Genomic DNA, 16,380 nt, shown 5'->3' with positions numbered 1-16,380 from the left:
GGATTTATGACCTTTTTCCCCTGGTATCATATAATACTTTTTTCAAAATTTTCGCAACATGGTGACCGCTTGCGTTTGAAGTGACCTTCCCGTCAGCCACCTCCACCAACGCCGCATGAAAATTCATCCAGCCATGCAGGGAAAAATGAAAACTTTTGTAGATACGGCATTTTTTCAGGGCTTTTTTTGCCTCCGGATCGCAGCTGTCGCACACGAAGACTGCCGTAATATAGGAAGCCATATGACCTGGACCGACATGGATCCGTTTCATGCCGTCAGCATGGATCTCGGATTTTAATTCCTCGAAGGTCTCTAAAGTCAGATGCGGAATGTTGACGAGATAGAGAAATTCCTCGTTTTCCGCGGACCATAATTCTGCCTTTTTTGAGATGACATACTGGCCGGAATGCTCAAAAAAATCACAGCGGGCTGTGATTGGAGAACGATCGCCCTTGATCATCATATGAATATCGTAAAAAGGTTCGTAGTTTTTTAACAGCCGCTCGATCGCGGACTCTCTTGTGTATTGCATTCGGCTTCCCATTTCTAATATTGATTTTGTGCATGAATTATTATACTTTTATGAAAAATATAAAAAATTTATAAAAAGCTTTATTATTATAACTCTGAATACATAATTATGCAAGTTTTTTACGAGATAAATAGGGAAAGAAACAAGAAATTAGTTTTATAAATTAAGTGGAGGGGAAAATGGATAGGACACCGTGTGCGGGTAATTTGGAAATCAGGAATGCATTTGACAAATATTTGTGAAATTCCTATACTACAATGTAAGTACAGAGTTCCGATCCGGAACCAGGAGATATCGGTTAAAGAAGGAGAAAAAGAGATGTTTATAAATTTTTCAAATCATCCGAGCAGCATGTGGGGCGAAAAACAGAAGACGGAAGCAGAAAAGTACGGACTGATCGAGGACCTGCCTTTCCCGGCGGTGAGCGCCCATGCAGACAGGAAAGAGGTTCAGGATCTGGCGGAACACTATGCAGCCATGATCCTTGAAAAGCAGCCGGAATGCGTGATGTGCCAGGGAGAATTCTGCCTCAGCTATCATGTGATCGAAAGACTGAAGAAAGCCGGGGTACGGGTTGTTGCTGCCTGCAGTGAACGTGTGGTGGAGGAAATATATGGAAAGACGGGAACGGAGAAGAAGAGCGTCTTTCAGTTTATCCAGTTCAGGGAATACTAAAGGGTTCTGTCTGAAGCAGCAAAAATGACTGGCTGTTTTGAAAAATGACCAGAAATTAGGAGTAACGATATGAGAAAAAATGAGGAAAACATGACGTGGATGGACATCCCGTATATCACGCTGACGTTTTGTCTGAGATTTTATCAGAGAGTCGCGGTGCCGGAGAACAAGGTTTCCGCGCTGCGCGGAGGCCTTGGGGAGATGCTGCTCCGGAAAAACTGCATTGCGGACCGGGACTGTGAAGCGTGCCGGTTTCAGGACAACTGCATGGTCTGGAATGCCTTTTACACACCGATGCGGCTGAAACCCGGGTATGTGACGGGAAAGGAGAGTCTTGGGTATCTGATCGAATGCGACAATCTGGATACGGTGATGGACGAGGGGCACGGGTTCGTGTTCCGCCTGAAGCTTTTTGGGCGCAATATCCCGCTGTTCGCCCAGTATCTGGATGCGTTCTGGCGCCTCGGACAATGCGGACTCGGGAAAGAACAGGCGAAGTTTGAGATCGCGGCGGTCTACACGGAAGAAGAACAGCTGCTTTTGGATGATACAGAGATCCATATGGAACATTTCCGGGTACACACGGTCGGAGAGTATATCCGGAAGAGAAAATGGGAACTTTCGGGAGAACAGCCGGCGCAGAACGGCGATTATCTGGTCCATTTCCTGAGCCCCCTGGCACTGCGGAAGGACCGGATCGATCTGAAATGTTTTGATGCGGAAGCGATCTGGCGCGCGATCCACCGGAAGATCCAGATGATGAGCGCCTTCGATGAGATCGGGACAGAACTGGAAAAACCGCAGACGTGGCCGCAGATCATCGACGCGAGATCGGCAGAGACCTCGGTCAGACGATATTCCAGCACGCACAGAAAAGGAATGGAATTAAGCGGAGTTCAGGGATATGTGATCTTCGAAGAGGTTCCGGAGGGGAGACTGGAAGAACTTCTGGCAGGAGAACTGTTCCATATAGGAAGAAATAACAGCTTTGATTTTGGGCGGTATGTGGTACAGAGACGATAATCTTTATGCCTTTGCAGGCAGAAAGTGCTGAAAGCCTGTGAGGTGAAGGGCATCGCCCAGACACTGGGAAGAAAGCTGGGATATGAGCTGGCCGCAAGCGGAGAAAATAAGGAAAAGATGTAAAAGCACCCGCCGCGCGTCCACCGCATAAAATAAAGTAATGAAGCTTAAGGCGGCTTTCTTTGAAGACATTTCCGAAACCACTGAGCGCGCAGGAAGAGCGGGAATACTTAAGACGCTGCAAAGAGGGCGACCTGGAAGCCAGAGAGGTGCTGATCAGCCGGAACCTTCGGCTGGTCGCACATGTGGTCAAAAAATACCAGCAGTCCGGATATGAGACGGACGATCTTCTGTCAGTTGGAACCATCGGCCTGATCAAGGCAGTCAATACGTTTAATGCGGAAAAAGGATCAAGACTGGCGACCTATGCCGTCAAATGCGTGGAAAATGAGATCCTGATGATGTTCCGGTCGGGGAAAAAGTTCTCCAGGGAAGTCTCCATCTATGACCCGATCGGTGCGGATAAAGACGGGGAGACGGTGAGTCTGTTTGATGTTCTGGAATCCGGAGACCGGGAAGTGCTGGAGACGGTCATCATCGGACAGGATGTGAAGATACTCTATGAGGCATACCGGGACCGTCTGACGGAGACGGAAAAAAAGGTGATCCGGATGCGCTACGGTCTGTTCGGGGAAGATGAGCACACGCAGCGGGAGATCGCCGGACAGCTTGGAATTTCCCGATCCTATGTATCCAGGATCGAGAAAAAGGCGGTTGCCCGCATGCGGGAGGCGTTCGGATACGGAGAGTGAAACGGACGGTATGAGTCCGGATCATGGAAAAACAAAAGACAGGATCGGGAGAACAGCATGATGGTCTGGAAAAGGATCATTGTGCTGTTTTTGTTTGGAAAGAAATTATAAAAATGCAAAAAAGAATAAAAAACCCCTTGCATAAATATACACATAGGATTATAATTATGCATAATTATTCAAAAAATATTCAGCTTTATGCATCTGCCCCCACAAAAACATGCAGAGAAGAAAAGCTCCGGTCCCTTTTTTAACACGGATCGGAAGGAAAGCTGACTGGGATCCAGCAAATTATGACCGAGAGGAGAAACGATTATGAAGCCAAAGGTATACATTGACGGAAAAGAAGGAACCACCGGACTCCAGATTTATGAGAGACTTGCATTGAGAAACGATATTGAACTCCTGCTGATCGATGAGGCAAAGAGAAAAGATGCGGATGAGAGAAAGAAACTCATCAACGCTGCGGATATCACGTTCCTCTGTCTGCCGGATGCGGCGGCAAAAGAGGCGGTGAGCTTTGTGGAAAAAGATTCCGCAAGGATCATCGATGCATCGACGGCACACCGGACAGCTTCCGGCTGGGCATACGGAATTCCGGAACTTTCCGACGCACATAAGGATGCGATCGTTCATGCGAAATATACGGCAAACCCGGGCTGCCATGCATCGGGATTTGTGATCCCGGTCTATCCGCTCGTTGCGGCGGGGATCATCCCGAAGGAGACACCGCTCACTGTATTCTCCCTGACCGGCTACTCCGGAGGCGGAAAAAAGATGATCGCGGAATACGAATCTCCGGAGAAACCGGCGCTCTACAATACCCCGAGGATCTACGGCTTAAGCCTGAAACATAAACATCTGCCGGAGATGCAGAAGATCTGCAGACTCGACGTTCCGCCGGTGTTCTGCCCGATCGTGGATGACTACTATAAAGGAATGGCAGTCACCGTGATGCTGCAGAATTCGATGTTAAAGGGAAATCCGACTGCAAAGGATATCCATGAGGCACTTGCAGCTCATTATGATGGAAAGAACGTTGTAAAAGTCCATCCGTTCGGCTGGGACGATCCGATGATCGCAGCGGGAACTATGGCCGGAAAAGACAGCATGGAAATCGTGGTCAATGGACATGAGGATCAGACGATCATCACGGCGCTGTTTGACAATCTCGGAAAAGGCGCATCCGGCGCAGCTGTCGAGAACATGAACCTGATGCTCGGATTTGAGGAGACGGCAGGATTAAATCTGTAAAAAGGAATGGCTGTCTGCAGAAAGAAAAGATGCAGGCGAGTCCGAAACAGTCAGAAACGTGATATAGATGATAAGAGGGGAGAAAAACGTTATGGAAAATCTGAAACCGGAAACAAGAGCTGGCGTTCTCGTTGAGGCGCTCCCATACCTTCAGGATTACTATGGAAAGATCGTGGTCGTCAAATACGGCGGAAATGCCATGATCAATGAAGAATTAAAACAGGCGGTCATCCGCGACATCGTTCTTTTAAATCTGGTCGGCATCAAGGTCGTTCTGGTTCACGGCGGCGGTCCGGAGATCGGAGAACTCTTAAAGAAGACAGGAAAAGAGTCCAAATTCATCAAGGGACTCCGCTACACCGATCAGGAGACCATGGAGGCAGTCCAGATGGTCCTCTGCGGAAAGCTCAATAAGAACCTTGTGACGCTCTTAAAAAATGCCGGAGGAAAAGGCGTCGGCTTAAGCGGCATGGACGGCGGATTATTTGAGGCAGTCAAATTAAATGATCCGGACGGCACCGAGTACGGCTATGTGGGCGATATCGTAAAGACAAACCCACAGATCGTTCTCGACATGCTGGAAAAAGGCTACATTCCGGTTGTCACCTGCGTTGCAGCTGGAATCGATGATACCTGCAACTACAATATCAACGCGGATACGGCGGCGGAGAAGCTGGCGATCGCGCTGAAGGCGAAAAAGCTGATCATGCTGACTGACGTGCGCGGACTGTTAAGAGATCCGTCCGATGACACGACACTTATCAAGCGCCTGAAAGTTTCGGATGTTCCGTCCCTGGTCAAGGAGGGCGTCATCAAGGGCGGCATGATCCCGAAGGTCAACTGCTGCGTGGAGTGCGTCCGTCAGGGCGTAGAGCGTGCGAACATCCAGGACGGCCGTGTGCCGCACTCGATCTTAATCGAGCTGCTCACAAACGAAGGCGTTGGAACCATGTTTTCATAGGAGGAACAAGGAATGACTGCAGAAGAGATCAAGAAAAAAGATTCAGAATATATCATGCATACCTACGGACGGTTTGACATCGTCCTTGACCACGGAAAAGGCGCGACGCTTTGGGATGCAGACGGAAAAGAGTATGTGGATCTCACGTCCGGGATCGGCGTCAACAGCCTGGGACATGGAAATGAGAAGATCGTCGGTGCGATCACAAAACAGGCGGAAAAGCTCATGCATGCGTCAAATCTCTACTACACGGAGCCGATGGTGAGTGCTGCTGAGAAGCTTGTGACGGCAACCGGCATGGGAAAGATCTTCTTCGCAAACTCCGGAGCAGAGGCGAACGAGGGCGCGATCAAGGTTGCGAGAAAGTATTCCTTCGATAAATACGGGGCAGGGAGAAACAAGATCGTGACATTGATCCAGTCCTTCCACGGAAGAACCGTGACGACCTTAAAGGCAACCGGACAGGAGAAGTTCCATCAGTATTTCTTCCCGTTCACGGAAGGTTTTGACTATGCGAAGGCAAATGACCTGGCGGATGTAACCGCAAAAGCGGACAAGACCTGCTGCGCGGTCATGATGGAGATGATCCAGGGCGAGGGCGGTGTTCTCCCGCTCGACAAAGAGTTCGTCCAGGGGGTTGCAAAGTTCTGTAAGGAACATGACATCCTTCTCATAGTGGATGAGGTCCAGACCGGCATCGGAAGATGCGGAAGTCTTTTTGCATACGAGCAGTACGGGATTTCCCCGGACATCGTGACGATGGCGAAAGGACTCGGCGGCGGACTTCCGATCGGCGGCGTGCTCACATCTGCAGCGTGTGCCGACGTGATGGGACCTGGAACCCACGGATCCACATTCGGAGGCAACCCGGTGAGTGCAGCGTCCGCAAATGTCGTTCTCGACACGGTGAATGCTCCGGAATTCTTAAAAGAAGTTCAGGAAAAAGGCGCTTACATCAAGGAAAAAGTCCTGGGATTCCACTCCCCGGCAGTCAAAAATGTCCGCGGCATGGGACTCATGCTCGGCATCATCGTAGATCCGGAAAAGCGTGCCGGATACGTTTCAAAGCTCATGGAAAAGGGCGTTCTCGTGCTGACAGCCGGAACGGACGCGATCCGTCTGCTCCCGCCGTTAGTCATTACATATGAAGAGATCGATAAGGCACTTGAGGCCATGAAGGAGGTATTTTAAATCATGAATCATTTATTAAAATTACTGGATCTGAGTACGGAGGAGATCACCGGGATCCTGGATCTCGCGGACCAGTTAAAATATGAGAGAAAGCACAACATTCCGCACAGACACTTAGAGGGACAGACTCTGGGAATGATCTTCCAGAAGTCTTCCACAAGAACAAGGGTTTCCTTCGAGACAGGAATGTATCAGCTGGGCGGACATGCCCTGTTCCTCTCATCAAAAGATTTGCAGATCGGCCGCGGAGAGCCGGTTCAGGATACAGCCCGTGTATTATCCCGCTACCTTGACGGCATCATGATCCGTACCTTCGAACAGAAGGAAGTCGAGGATCTCGCAAAATTCGGCTCCATCCCGGTCATCAACGGTCTGACTGATTTCTGCCATCCCTGCCAGGTACTTGCAGACCTTATGACGATTCGTGAGAAATTCGGAAGCTTCACAGGTCTTAAGATGTGCTACATCGGCGATGGCAACAACATGGCAAACTCCCTGATCGTCGGCGGCTTAAAGGTCGGCATGAATGTTGCAGTTGCGACACCGGACGGTTATAAGCCGGACGGAGAAGTCCTTGAGTTCACAAAGGGCTACGCAGATAAATTTGCCCTGGAGACAGACCCGTTCATGGCAGCATCCGGCGCGGATATCGTGATCACGGACACATGGACTTCCATGGGTGAGGAAGCGGAGAAAGAGGAGAGAAAGAAAGTATTTAAGGATTATCAGGTCAACAAACAGCTCCTCGCAGCCGCAAATGCAGGTGCGATGGTCCAGCACTGCCTCCCGGCTTACCGCGGACAGGAGATCACAGAGGAAGTCTTCGAGGAACATGCCGACGAGATCTTCAACGAGGCGGAGAACCGTCTTCATGCACAGAAGGCAGTTATGGTCAAGCTGATGAAGAAAGACTGAGCGGAAAAATAAAAATCAGAAAGTTCCCTGTGGGTGCGGGAGTACCTACGTGCCAATGATGCGCACTCGCGCGAAGATGAAGATCGTCGCGAGCGACCGCGCTCGGCGCGAGAATGTGCCGAGGCACATTCTTTTTTAGGTTTATATAAACTTTATGAAATTTTAACAGATGTTTCCTGGGGAAAATACGGTATGCGTGTTATACTTATAGATAAGCTGAACACGTATGAAAACTGGCGAGGCATTGATCCTGACCGGAGGCCGGATCCCGTCTGCGGATCCTGCCGACGGCAAAAAGATCTGGTGTGAGGAGGGAGAAAAATGGAAATTCATGAATTTTATATTCCGTCCAGCAGTGGGATCGCGAATCTTCACTGTATGGAGTGGATCCCGAGCGGTGAGGTGAAAGCGATCGTTCAGATTGCCCACGGAATGATGGAACATGTCGGAAGATACCGGGAGTTTGCGGAATTTTTAGCGGGACACGGGATCTATGTCCTTGGAAATGATCATCTTGGACACGGAAAGACCGCAGCGGCAGCGGAAGACCGCGGATACTTCGGGGAGCATGGCGGAGCCGTCTCGGTGATCCGCGATATGCGCCGCGTGACGGTCCACGCGCAGAGAAAATATCCAGGTGTGCCGATCTTCCTTCTGGGACACAGCATGGGATCATTTTTCGCGAGACGATATCTGACTGTCTATAAAGACGGGATCGACGGAGTGATCTTACTCGGGACCGGAGCTCCGAAGGACGCGGAGGTCCGGCTTGGCTATCTGCTGGCGGACACGATCTGCAGACAGAGAGGAACACGCTGCCGGAGCAAACTGCTCTATGAGATGTCCCTCGGAAATTACAACAGGAAATTTAAACCTGTGAAGACGCCGTACGACTGGCTCTCCAGGGATGAAAAGAAAGACCGGGATTTCGGAGACGATCCGCTGACAGATTTTATCTTCACAGCCGGGGCGTACCGTGACTTCTTTGAGGTGATCTTAAAAACGGCAAAGCTTGAAAAAGCCGGAAAAATGCGGACAGATCTCCCGATCCTGATCCTGTCCGGAAGCAAAGACCCGGTGGGAGAGGAGACAAAAGGCGTGCGCCGCGTCTATGAGCGATACGACAAGGCAGGAGCGGAGGATCTCTCCATCGGCTTCTATGAGGATGCGAGACATGAACTTTTAAACGAACTCAACCGCGACCAGGTATCCGCGGATATCCTGGAGTGGATCGGGGAACATGAGGGCTGATTCCTGTCAATGACGGCGAAAACATGGATGAAAGCTCAAATGGTAAGGCCACGCGGCGGCTGTTTGCCCGCGCGGTGGGAGGACGATGCATATGGGGCTGACGGAAATAGGAAGGAATCCTCCGCCGGACGCCCCATATTCGAGAGGGAATCCGCTCTCTTCTGCAGGAGTGAGAGGGAAACGGATACAGGTTTCACAGTCTAAATTCTTAAAATTCTTAAACCATATCTATTTTATCAAAAACGGTGAAGATATTCTCGATTTCAGGGATGATTTCAACTAATAACAGCAAGGACACTCCCATCTCTATAGGTGGCGAGATGACAACCAAAGACTGGAAAGGAGTATTTTTTGTTCAGCAAGATCAACAGCATATATCTCCTCGGAATGGAGGGGAAAAACGTGACCGTGGAGGCGGACGTCAGCGACGGACTTCCGGGGCTGATCCTTGTGGGATATCTGGCCTCGGAGGTCCGGGAGGGCGGAGACCGGGTGCGGACGGCGATCAAGAATCTTGGACTCTCCCTGCCGCCAAAGAAGATCACGGTCAATCTGTCTCCGGCAGATTTTAGAAAGGAAGGAACCGGCTTTGATCTGGCGATCGCCGCGGCGATCCTGTCATCATACGGAGGATTCCAGGCAAAGGACCTGGAGGATGCGGTATTCTTCGGGGAACTGGGGCTGGACGGGACTGTGCGGGGGATCCCGGGCGTTATGGCGCTCACGGCACAGGCACGGGAGAGTGGATTCCGACGGGTATTTCTTTCGGCTGAGAACGTGAAGGAGGCATCCTTTATCGGCGGGATTTCGCTCTACGGTGTCCGGGATCTGAAACATCTGGTGGATATGTTATCCGGAAAACAGCCGATGCGCCCGGAACCACCGGTAAACATGAAGGAGCTGCAGGATACGATGAACCGCTATGATGTGGATTTCGCGGAATTATCGGGACAGCCGCTCCTTAGGCGGGCGGCGGAGGTGGCAGCCGCCGGAAAGCACAACCTTCTGGTCGTGGGACCTGCGGGGGCCGGAAAGACCATGCTTGCGAGGAGAATGCCGACGATCATGCCGGGAATGGACGTGGCGGAGAGCATCGAGATCTCGAAGATCTACAGTGTGAGCGGACTTCTGACGGAGAAAGAGCCGCTTGTAAAGATCAGGCCGTTCCGCGCACCCCACCACACGGTATCGGTCCAGGCACTGACGGGAGGCGGGAGGAGACCGAAGCCGGGGGAGATCTCGCTTGCCACCGGCGGGATCCTGTTCCTCGATGAATTGCCGGAGTTTTCCAGAGCGGCGCTCGAGACACTCCGGCAGCCGCTCGAAGACCGGGAGGTGACAGTCTCGAGAGTGGAGGCCACGGTGACATATCCGGCCAACTTTCAGCTTGTGGCTGCGATGAACCCATGTCCCTGCGGTCATTTTCCGGACCTTGCGAGGTGCCGGTGCACGGAGGGACAGATCACGCGGTATCTACAGAAGATATCGGGACCACTGCTGGACAGGATCGATCTCTGTGTGGAGGCATCCCCGGTTACTTACGGGGATATCAGAGGCGGCGGAGAAAATGAAGCTTCCGGCGCGATCCGGGCGCGGGTGGAGCAGGCGAGAGAGATCCAGAAAGAGCGGTTTATGGAGGAAAACATCCGCTGCAACGGGGAGATGGCGGGGCGGCATATCCGGAAATACTGCGTTCTGGGGAAGGAGGAGGAGACCTTTATGGAGGAGATCTTCGAAAAGCTTGCGCTTTCCGCCAGGATGCATGACAGGATCTTAAAAGTCGCAAGAACGACGGCGGATCTTGCAGGTGCGAGTGAAATCCGGCTTTCAGATCTCTGCGAGGCGGTGTCCTATGTGAAGAGCCGGGAGAAGTTCTGGGGGAATTAATGCCTGAAAACGAAGCTTGTCCGGAACTTTTTGGGTGCGGAACAGTTCTATGAATGAAAGGAAAGGGGTACATAAGATCATGGCTTACAACACACTTACTGAGCGGGAAGCGTTTTACTGTCTCTGCCATGTTCCGGGGTTCGGCAGTGCGACGATCGGGAAGTTAAGGGAAAGGTTCGGAACATATCAGGAGGTCTGGACGGCAAAGGAACAGGAAATCCAAAAAGCGGGAGTTCTCACAGAGAAGCGCGTGACGGTCTTTTTGCAGGCAAGAGAGCAGGAATCTGCATGGCTGAAGGAATTTTATGGGCTGGAACGGACGGGGATCCGCTTTATCGCGGAAGGAGACACCGACTATCCGGAACGTTTCCTTCCATATAAAGACCGACCGGCGGCGCTTTTCGTAAAGGGAAATCTTCCGGAAAACGAGGTCCCGGCGGTTGCCATTGTCGGCGCCAGAGCCTGCACGGAATATGGGAAGGAGGCGGCAGGATTTTATGCCGGGGAGCTTGCCAATGCGGGAGTCAACATTATCAGCGGCATGGCGGCGGGAGTGGATAGCTGTGCCCACAGGGGCGCGATCGAGCGCGGGAAACCCACCTACGCGGTTCTGGGATGCGGGGTAAATATCTGTTATCCGCGGGAAAATTACAAAATTTTTCATGCCATGGAGGAAAACGGCGGTATCCTCTCAGAATTCGTCCCGGGGACCCGCCCTGTGGCAATGAACTTTCCGCTGAGAAACCGGATCATCAGCGCTCTCGCTGATGCGGTCATAATAATAGAAGCGAGGGAGAAGAGCGGATCGCTGATCACGGCGGATTTTGCGTTGGAGCAGGGAAAGGAGGTTTTCGCCCTTCCGGGACGTGCAAATGACCCGCTGAGCGGGGGCTGCAACCGCCTGATCCAGGGCGGCGCGAGCCTGCTTTTGAGCCCGTCGGATGTGCTGGAATTCCTCGGGATGAAATACGAAAGAAAATTAACGATTCATAAATTTTCACAAAATAGGCTTGCCAAGAACGAAAATTTGGTGTATGCTTCGGTTGATTCGCGCCCCAGACATCTGGAAGAGGTCGCCGCATTGAGCGGACTCTCTGTGACAGAATGTATGGAAGCCCTTTTAAAGCTGGAGCTTGCGGGACTTGTTTTTGGAACCGGGAATCAATATTATAAAGCGGAATGATTGCAGAAGGATGTGAAAAATATGGCGAACAGTCTTGTGATTGTGGAGTCTCCTGCAAAGGTTAAAACAATTAAAAAATTCCTGGGAAGCACATATGAGGTGGACGCGTCCAACGGACACGTAAGAGATCTTCCGAAGAGCCAGCTCGGAATTGATGTGGAAAATGATTATGAACCGAAATATATCACGATCCGGGGCAAGGGCGATATCCTTGCGAAACTCCGGAAAGAAGTGAAAAAAGCAGATAAGATCTATCTCGCAACTGACCCTGACCGTGAGGGAGAGGCGATTTCCTGGCATTTGATGAAAGCGCTGAAACTCGATGAGGTAAAAGATAAAAAAGTATACCGGATCAGCTTCAATGAGATCACGAAAAACGCGGTAAAGGCGTCCTTAAAGGCGCCGAGAGATATCGATATGAATCTTGTGGATGCCCAGCAGACGCGGCGTATCCTGGACCGTATCGTGGGCTATAAGATCAGCCCGATCCTCTGGGAAAAGGTAAAACGCGGACTGAGTGCCGGCCGTGTCCAGTCGGTGGCACTCCGAATGATCTGTGACCGTGAAGAGGAGATCTCCGCGTTTATTCCGGAGGAATACTGGAGTCTCGATGCGATGTTAAAGGCACCGGGGACAAAGAAGCCGGCAGCGGCCCATTTCCATAAAGATAAGGATGGAAAGACAGAGATCAGGAGCCGTGCCGAGCTGGATGCCCTGTTAGAGTCCTTAAAGGGACAGAAATTTATCGTAAATGATATCAGGAACGGTGAGCGCACGAAGAAGCCGCCGCTTCCGTTTACAACGAGTACCATGCAGCAGGAGGCGTCCAAGGCGTTAAACTTCTCCACCCAGAAGACGATGCGTCTCGCACAGCAGCTCTATGAGGGCGTTGATGTGAAAGGACACGGCACGGTCGGTCTGATCACTTACCTGCGTACCGATTCCACCCGTGTCGCGGAGGAAGCGGAGAAGATGGCAGGCGAATTCATCGCTGAGAACTATGGGGAAGCATATCTGTCAACGGGAGAGAACTCAAAGAAGAATAACGGAAAGATCCAGGATGCGCACGAGGCGATCCGTCCGACGAATCTTTCCCTGACACCTGTCAAGGTGAAGGAATCTCTTTCGAGAGACCAGTTCCGTCTTTACCAGCTGATCTGGAAGCGGTTTACCGCGAGCCGGATGTCCGCGGCTGTCTATGAGACGACTTCTGTTAAGATCATGGCGGGCGGAAATGAATTTACGATGACAGCGTCCAGACTGAAATTTGACGGATTCATGTCTGTCTATATCGAGGCGGACGAGAAGGAAGAGAAGAATCAGATCCTCTCGAGGCTGGAAAAGGGCGAGGAGCTGGAGCTTGCCGATCTTGTAAATGCCCAGCACTTTACTCAGCCGCCGGCCCACTATACGGAGGCATCGCTTGTAAAGGCGATGGAGGAACAGGGCATCGGACGTCCGAGTACCTACGCTCCGACGATCACAACGATCCTTGCACGCCGGTATGTGGTGAAGGAAAATAAAAATATTTATGTGACTGAGCTCGGCGAGGTTGTCAACCGGATCATGAAGCAGTGCTTCCCGAGCATCGTGGATATCGCTTTCACGGCGAATCTGGAGTTTCTGTTAGACAGCGTCGGAGAGGGACTGACTCCGTGGAAGACGATCGTCAGAAACTTTTACCCGGATCTCATGGCAGCGGTGGATGAGGCACAGAGAACGCTTGAGACGGTTCATATCGCGGATGAGGAATCGGATGAGATCTGTGAGGTCTGCGGAAGACGGATGGTCATCAAGTACGGTCCTCACGGTAAGTTCCTCGCATGTCCGGGATTCCCGGAGTGCCGGAATACGAAGCCGTATCTGGAGAAGACCGGCATCCCGTGTCCGAAGTGCGGAAAAGAAGTCATCATCAAGAAGACGAAAAAAGGCAGAAAGTATTACGGCTGTGAGGCCAACCCGGACTGTGATTTCATGTCCTGGCAGAAACCGTCCACTGAGAAATGTCCGGAATGCGGAAGCTACATGGTGGAAAAAGGAAACAAACTCGTCTGTGCAAATGAGCAGTGCGGTTTTGTGATGCCGATGAAGGAAAAGGAAGAGGAAAAGACTGCAACTGAATAATCTGCTGCCGATTACAGGATGAACGGCAGTGATAAAAAGGCTCCGGCGGGATGTGCGAGACACATTTGCCGGATGTTTCTTGCAAGAGCTGTGAATCAAACCTGCATACGGCGGATGTTTGGAAGAAGATGAAGGCATCGGGTCAGCTGGTGTGGAAAGGTGAAATGTCTCTTCTGACAGTGAAATTTGACGATAAATGCACTGAACTGCATAATTATCGCTACAAATGATACAATTCAGACAGTTTGAACTTCGAAAAATTGATAAGGACTTGACAATTTATTTCGATTTATCCTAATTATCCGAAAAAGTCTTGAAATTCTGGAAATATCGTGTTACAATTTAATCGATCAAATATTATTCGTACGATATCAGAAAGTAAAGGAGGTTTTCGGAAATGAGTGTTGAATTATTGGATAAGACCAGAAAAATAAACAAACTGCTCCACAACAACAATTCGCACAAGGTCGTATTTAACGACATCTGTAAAGTTTTAAGCGAAATTTTGCTGTCGAACATTCTCGTGATCAGCAAGAAAGGAAAAGTCCTGGGTGTAAGCATCTGTCCTGGTGTCGATGAGATCCATGAGTTGATTGAGGACAAAGTAGGCGGCTATGTCGATAAAATGTTTAACGAACGCCTCTTAAGTGTCCTTTCCACAAAGGAAAATGTAAATCTTGCGACTCTCGGTTTCGCTGAGGAGAACGTGAAGAAATACCAGGCGATCATCGCTCCGATCGATATTGCGGGAGAGCGTCTTGGAACTTTATTTATGTACAAATCCGACGAGCAGTATGATATCGATGATATTATTCTCTGCGAGTATGGTACTACGGTTGTCGGCCTTGAGATGATGCGTTCTGTAAATGAGGAGAACGCGGAGGAGACAAGAAAGGTACAGATCGTGAAATCTGCGATCAGCACGTTATCGTTCTCTGAGCTGGAGGCAATTACCCATATCTTCGAGGAGCTTGACGGAAACGAGGGAATTCTTGTTGCCAGCAAGATCGCAGACCGGGTTGGTATTACGAGATCCGTTATCGTGAATGCGCTCCGGAAGTTTGAGAGTGCGGGTGTTATCGAGTCGAGGTCTTCGGGTATGAAGGGAACATACATTAAAGTTTTGAATGATGTGGTGTTTGATGAGCTGAAGGCGTTGAAGGCGGTTAATGCGAAATAGCTGATAGAAGTGGTTTTGGTTGTAATTGAAGAAGATGTAAAAAGAGGTGCGGCGGGATTTAGGGCTGCGCCTCTTTTTTGGGTGGAATAGGGGAGAGTGGCTTTATGGAGGTGTTGGCGAGGGTACGCGGTGAGCTTCCGGGCTGGTGTGCTTGGGATGCGGGGATGGTTCCTCTAAGCGCCCGGGAGACTGCTAAGGGCGAAGAACAGGCAGCACAACTCGCTGCGCTCAGACAAGTGCTGCCTGTTCTTCAACGCAGTCACCCGCGCGCTAAGAGGAAGCCAGATCCCCGGATCATGCACACCAGCTCGGAAGCTCACCGCTGGGTATCGCGAGAGATATAGAAGGAATGTTGTTTCGGCGAAGTGATCTGAGGAGGAAAGAAGATTTCTGGGTTCATGTGCATCTGTCGGGAAGTTCACCACTGGGAGATGCGGTACGCAAAAAAAGTTGGAAAAATAATAAAAAAGTACTTGCAGGGGAAATTGACTTATGATATAGTGAAAAAGCTGATATTATGCACGTCTGCGGATTCTGCAAGTGGTGCCTGAGTTTTTCAGGTGGTTGTGGAAGTGAGATGCAGGCGGAAGTAAATAACCAAATGGAGGAAAATAACATGAGCGTAATTTCAATGAAACAGCTTCTGGAAGCCGGCGTACATTTCGGTCACCAGACAAGAAGATGGAACCCGAAAATGGCACCGTACATCTACACAGAGAGAAACGGTATCTACATCATCGACCTTCAGAAATCTGTAGGTAAAGTTGATGAGGCTTACAAGGCAGTTGCTGATATCGCAGCTGAGGGCGGCACAATCCTTTTCGTTGGTACAAAGAAACAGGCTCAGGATGCAATCAAGGCTGAGGCTGAGCGTTGCGGAATGTACTATGTAAACGAGAGATGGCTTGGCGGTATGCTTACAAACTTCAAGACCATCCAGTCCAGAATCGCTAGATTAAAAGCAATCGAGAAGATGTCTGAGGACGGAACTTTCGACGTTCTTCCGAAGAAGGAAGTTATCGAGTTAAAGAAAGAGTGGGAGAAGCTTGAGAAGAACCTTGGCGGTATCAAGGAAATGAAGAAGATCCCGGACGCTATCTTTATCGTAGATCCGAAGAAGGAAAGAATCTGTGTTCAGGAAGCTCACACACTTGGAATCACTCTGATCGGTATCGCTGATACAAACTGCGATCCGGAAGAACTTGACTATGTAATTCCGGGTAACGACGATGCTATCAGAGCCGTTAAGCTTATCGTTTCCAAGATGGCAGACGCTGTCATCGAGGCTAAGCAGGGCGAGGCTGAGGCAGCAGAAGCAGCTGAGGAGAACGCAGAGGCTTAAGTTGTTATAAGGAATCCGGAAGGTGCTGTCAGTGGCAGCACCTTCTTCTG

Annotated in this window: 15 protein-coding genes; 14 read left to right on the top strand and 1 reads right to left on the bottom strand. The window is 50.5% G+C overall.

The annotated features are described in order from the left end of the window. Positions 1-4 precede the first annotated feature (4 nt). Entirely contained in the window at positions 5-532 is a 528-nt protein-coding gene (locus FN001_RS00445) for a DUF8052 family protein (protein WP_142410470.1), read from the bottom strand. A gap of 318 nt (positions 533-850) precedes the next feature. On the opposite strand from FN001_RS00445, the gene FN001_RS00440 reads away from it, so the two are divergent. The 14 genes from FN001_RS00440 (at position 851) to rpsB (ending at position 16,330) form a co-directional block, all read left to right on the top strand. Further along, a complete protein-coding gene (locus FN001_RS00440; protein ID WP_142410469.1) occupies positions 851-1,207 on the top strand; it encodes a CRISPR-associated protein in 357 nt (118 codons plus the stop codon). Between the two features lie 69 nt (positions 1,208-1,276). Further along, positions 1,277-2,230 carry a CRISPR system precrRNA processing endoribonuclease RAMP protein Cas6 gene (cas6, locus tag FN001_RS00435; protein WP_142410468.1) on the top strand — a complete coding sequence of 318 codons (954 nt, stop codon included), beginning with the start codon at positions 1,277-1,279 and terminating at the stop codon, positions 2,228-2,230. Positions 2,231-2,412: 182 nt separating this feature from the next. After that, on the top strand, positions 2,413-3,042 hold the full coding sequence (gene sigK / locus FN001_RS00430) for an RNA polymerase sporulation sigma factor SigK (protein ID WP_118651580.1): 630 nt from the start codon (positions 2,413-2,415) through the stop codon (positions 3,040-3,042). Between the two features lie 23 nt (positions 3,043-3,065). Continuing rightward, complete coding sequence (locus FN001_RS00425; protein ID WP_142410467.1) at positions 3,066-3,296, top strand: hypothetical protein; 231 nt, start codon at positions 3,066-3,068, stop codon at positions 3,294-3,296. Positions 3,297-3,357: 61 nt separating this feature from the next. Next, a complete protein-coding gene (gene argC, locus FN001_RS00420) occupies positions 3,358-4,296 on the top strand; it encodes an N-acetyl-gamma-glutamyl-phosphate reductase (protein ID WP_185911797.1) in 939 nt (312 codons plus the stop codon). Between the two features lie 91 nt (positions 4,297-4,387). After that, the gene (argB, locus tag FN001_RS00415) at positions 4,388-5,257 is read left to right on the top strand and encodes an acetylglutamate kinase (RefSeq protein ID WP_118515053.1); all 870 of its coding nucleotides are present in this window, start codon (positions 4,388-4,390) and stop codon (positions 5,255-5,257) included. Between the two features lie 12 nt (positions 5,258-5,269). Further along, the gene (locus tag FN001_RS00410; protein WP_142410465.1) at positions 5,270-6,448 is read left to right on the top strand and encodes an aspartate aminotransferase family protein; all 1,179 of its coding nucleotides are present in this window, start codon (positions 5,270-5,272) and stop codon (positions 6,446-6,448) included. Between the two features lie 3 nt (positions 6,449-6,451). Continuing rightward, positions 6,452-7,363 (top strand): ornithine carbamoyltransferase, encoded by a 912-nt coding sequence (gene argF, locus FN001_RS00405; RefSeq protein ID WP_118515049.1) that lies wholly within the window; start codon positions 6,452-6,454, stop codon positions 7,361-7,363. 321 nt (positions 7,364-7,684) lie between these two features. Further along, the gene (locus tag FN001_RS00400; RefSeq protein WP_118296927.1) at positions 7,685-8,614 is read left to right on the top strand and encodes an alpha/beta fold hydrolase; all 930 of its coding nucleotides are present in this window, start codon (positions 7,685-7,687) and stop codon (positions 8,612-8,614) included. A 351-nt stretch (positions 8,615-8,965) separates the two neighbouring features. Next, complete coding sequence (locus FN001_RS00395; RefSeq protein ID WP_142410464.1) at positions 8,966-10,501, top strand: YifB family Mg chelatase-like AAA ATPase; 1,536 nt, start codon at positions 8,966-8,968, stop codon at positions 10,499-10,501. Positions 10,502-10,550: 49 nt separating this feature from the next. Continuing rightward, positions 10,551-11,684 carry a DNA-processing protein DprA gene (gene dprA, locus FN001_RS00390; RefSeq protein WP_243121904.1) on the top strand — a complete coding sequence of 378 codons (1,134 nt, stop codon included), beginning with the start codon at positions 10,551-10,553 and terminating at the stop codon, positions 11,682-11,684. Positions 11,685-11,705: 21 nt separating this feature from the next. Continuing rightward, on the top strand, positions 11,706-13,808 hold the full coding sequence (gene topA / locus FN001_RS00385) for a type I DNA topoisomerase (RefSeq protein WP_142410463.1): 2,103 nt from the start codon (positions 11,706-11,708) through the stop codon (positions 13,806-13,808). Positions 13,809-14,205: 397 nt separating this feature from the next. Continuing rightward, the gene (gene codY / locus FN001_RS00380; protein ID WP_118296924.1) at positions 14,206-14,988 is read left to right on the top strand and encodes a GTP-sensing pleiotropic transcriptional regulator CodY; all 783 of its coding nucleotides are present in this window, start codon (positions 14,206-14,208) and stop codon (positions 14,986-14,988) included. A gap of 616 nt (positions 14,989-15,604) precedes the next feature. After that, on the top strand, positions 15,605-16,330 hold the full coding sequence (gene rpsB / locus FN001_RS00375; RefSeq protein WP_147557269.1) for a 30S ribosomal protein S2: 726 nt from the start codon (positions 15,605-15,607) through the stop codon (positions 16,328-16,330). The last annotated feature ends 50 nt before the right edge of the window (positions 16,331-16,380 follow it).

It is taken from the genome of Clostridium sp. Marseille-P7770 (assembly GCF_902143525.1).
Lineage (GTDB): Bacteria > Bacillota > Clostridia > Lachnospirales > Lachnospiraceae > Pilosibacter.
Note: the sequence above shows the minus strand (reverse complement) of the source record. Positions and strands in the feature narration are given on the sequence as shown.

Bases quoted from the DNA above. Each gene is read 5' to 3' on its own strand.
- FN001_RS00445 (WP_142410470.1), bottom strand. From the start codon at position 532: ATGCAATACACAAGAGAGTCCGCGATCGAGCGGCTGTTAAAAAACTAC.
- FN001_RS00440 (WP_142410469.1), top strand. From the start codon at position 851: ATGTTTATAAATTTTTCAAATCATCCGAGCAGCATGTGGGGCGAAAAA.
- cas6 (WP_142410468.1), top strand. From the start codon at position 1,277: ATGAGAAAAAATGAGGAAAACATGACGTGGATGGACATCCCGTATATC.
- FN001_RS00425 (WP_142410467.1), top strand. From the start codon at position 3,066: ATGGAAAAACAAAAGACAGGATCGGGAGAACAGCATGATGGTCTGGAA.
- argC (WP_185911797.1), top strand. From the start codon at position 3,358: ATGAAGCCAAAGGTATACATTGACGGAAAAGAAGGAACCACCGGACTC.
- argB (WP_118515053.1), top strand. From the start codon at position 4,388: ATGGAAAATCTGAAACCGGAAACAAGAGCTGGCGTTCTCGTTGAGGCG.
- FN001_RS00410 (WP_142410465.1), top strand. From the start codon at position 5,270: ATGACTGCAGAAGAGATCAAGAAAAAAGATTCAGAATATATCATGCAT.
- argF (WP_118515049.1), top strand. From the start codon at position 6,452: ATGAATCATTTATTAAAATTACTGGATCTGAGTACGGAGGAGATCACC.
- FN001_RS00400 (WP_118296927.1), top strand. From the start codon at position 7,685: ATGGAAATTCATGAATTTTATATTCCGTCCAGCAGTGGGATCGCGAAT.
- dprA (WP_243121904.1), top strand. From the start codon at position 10,551: ATGAATGAAAGGAAAGGGGTACATAAGATCATGGCTTACAACACACTT.
- topA (WP_142410463.1), top strand. From the start codon at position 11,706: ATGGCGAACAGTCTTGTGATTGTGGAGTCTCCTGCAAAGGTTAAAACA.
- codY (WP_118296924.1), top strand. From the start codon at position 14,206: ATGAGTGTTGAATTATTGGATAAGACCAGAAAAATAAACAAACTGCTC.
- rpsB (WP_147557269.1), top strand. From the start codon at position 15,605: ATGAGCGTAATTTCAATGAAACAGCTTCTGGAAGCCGGCGTACATTTC.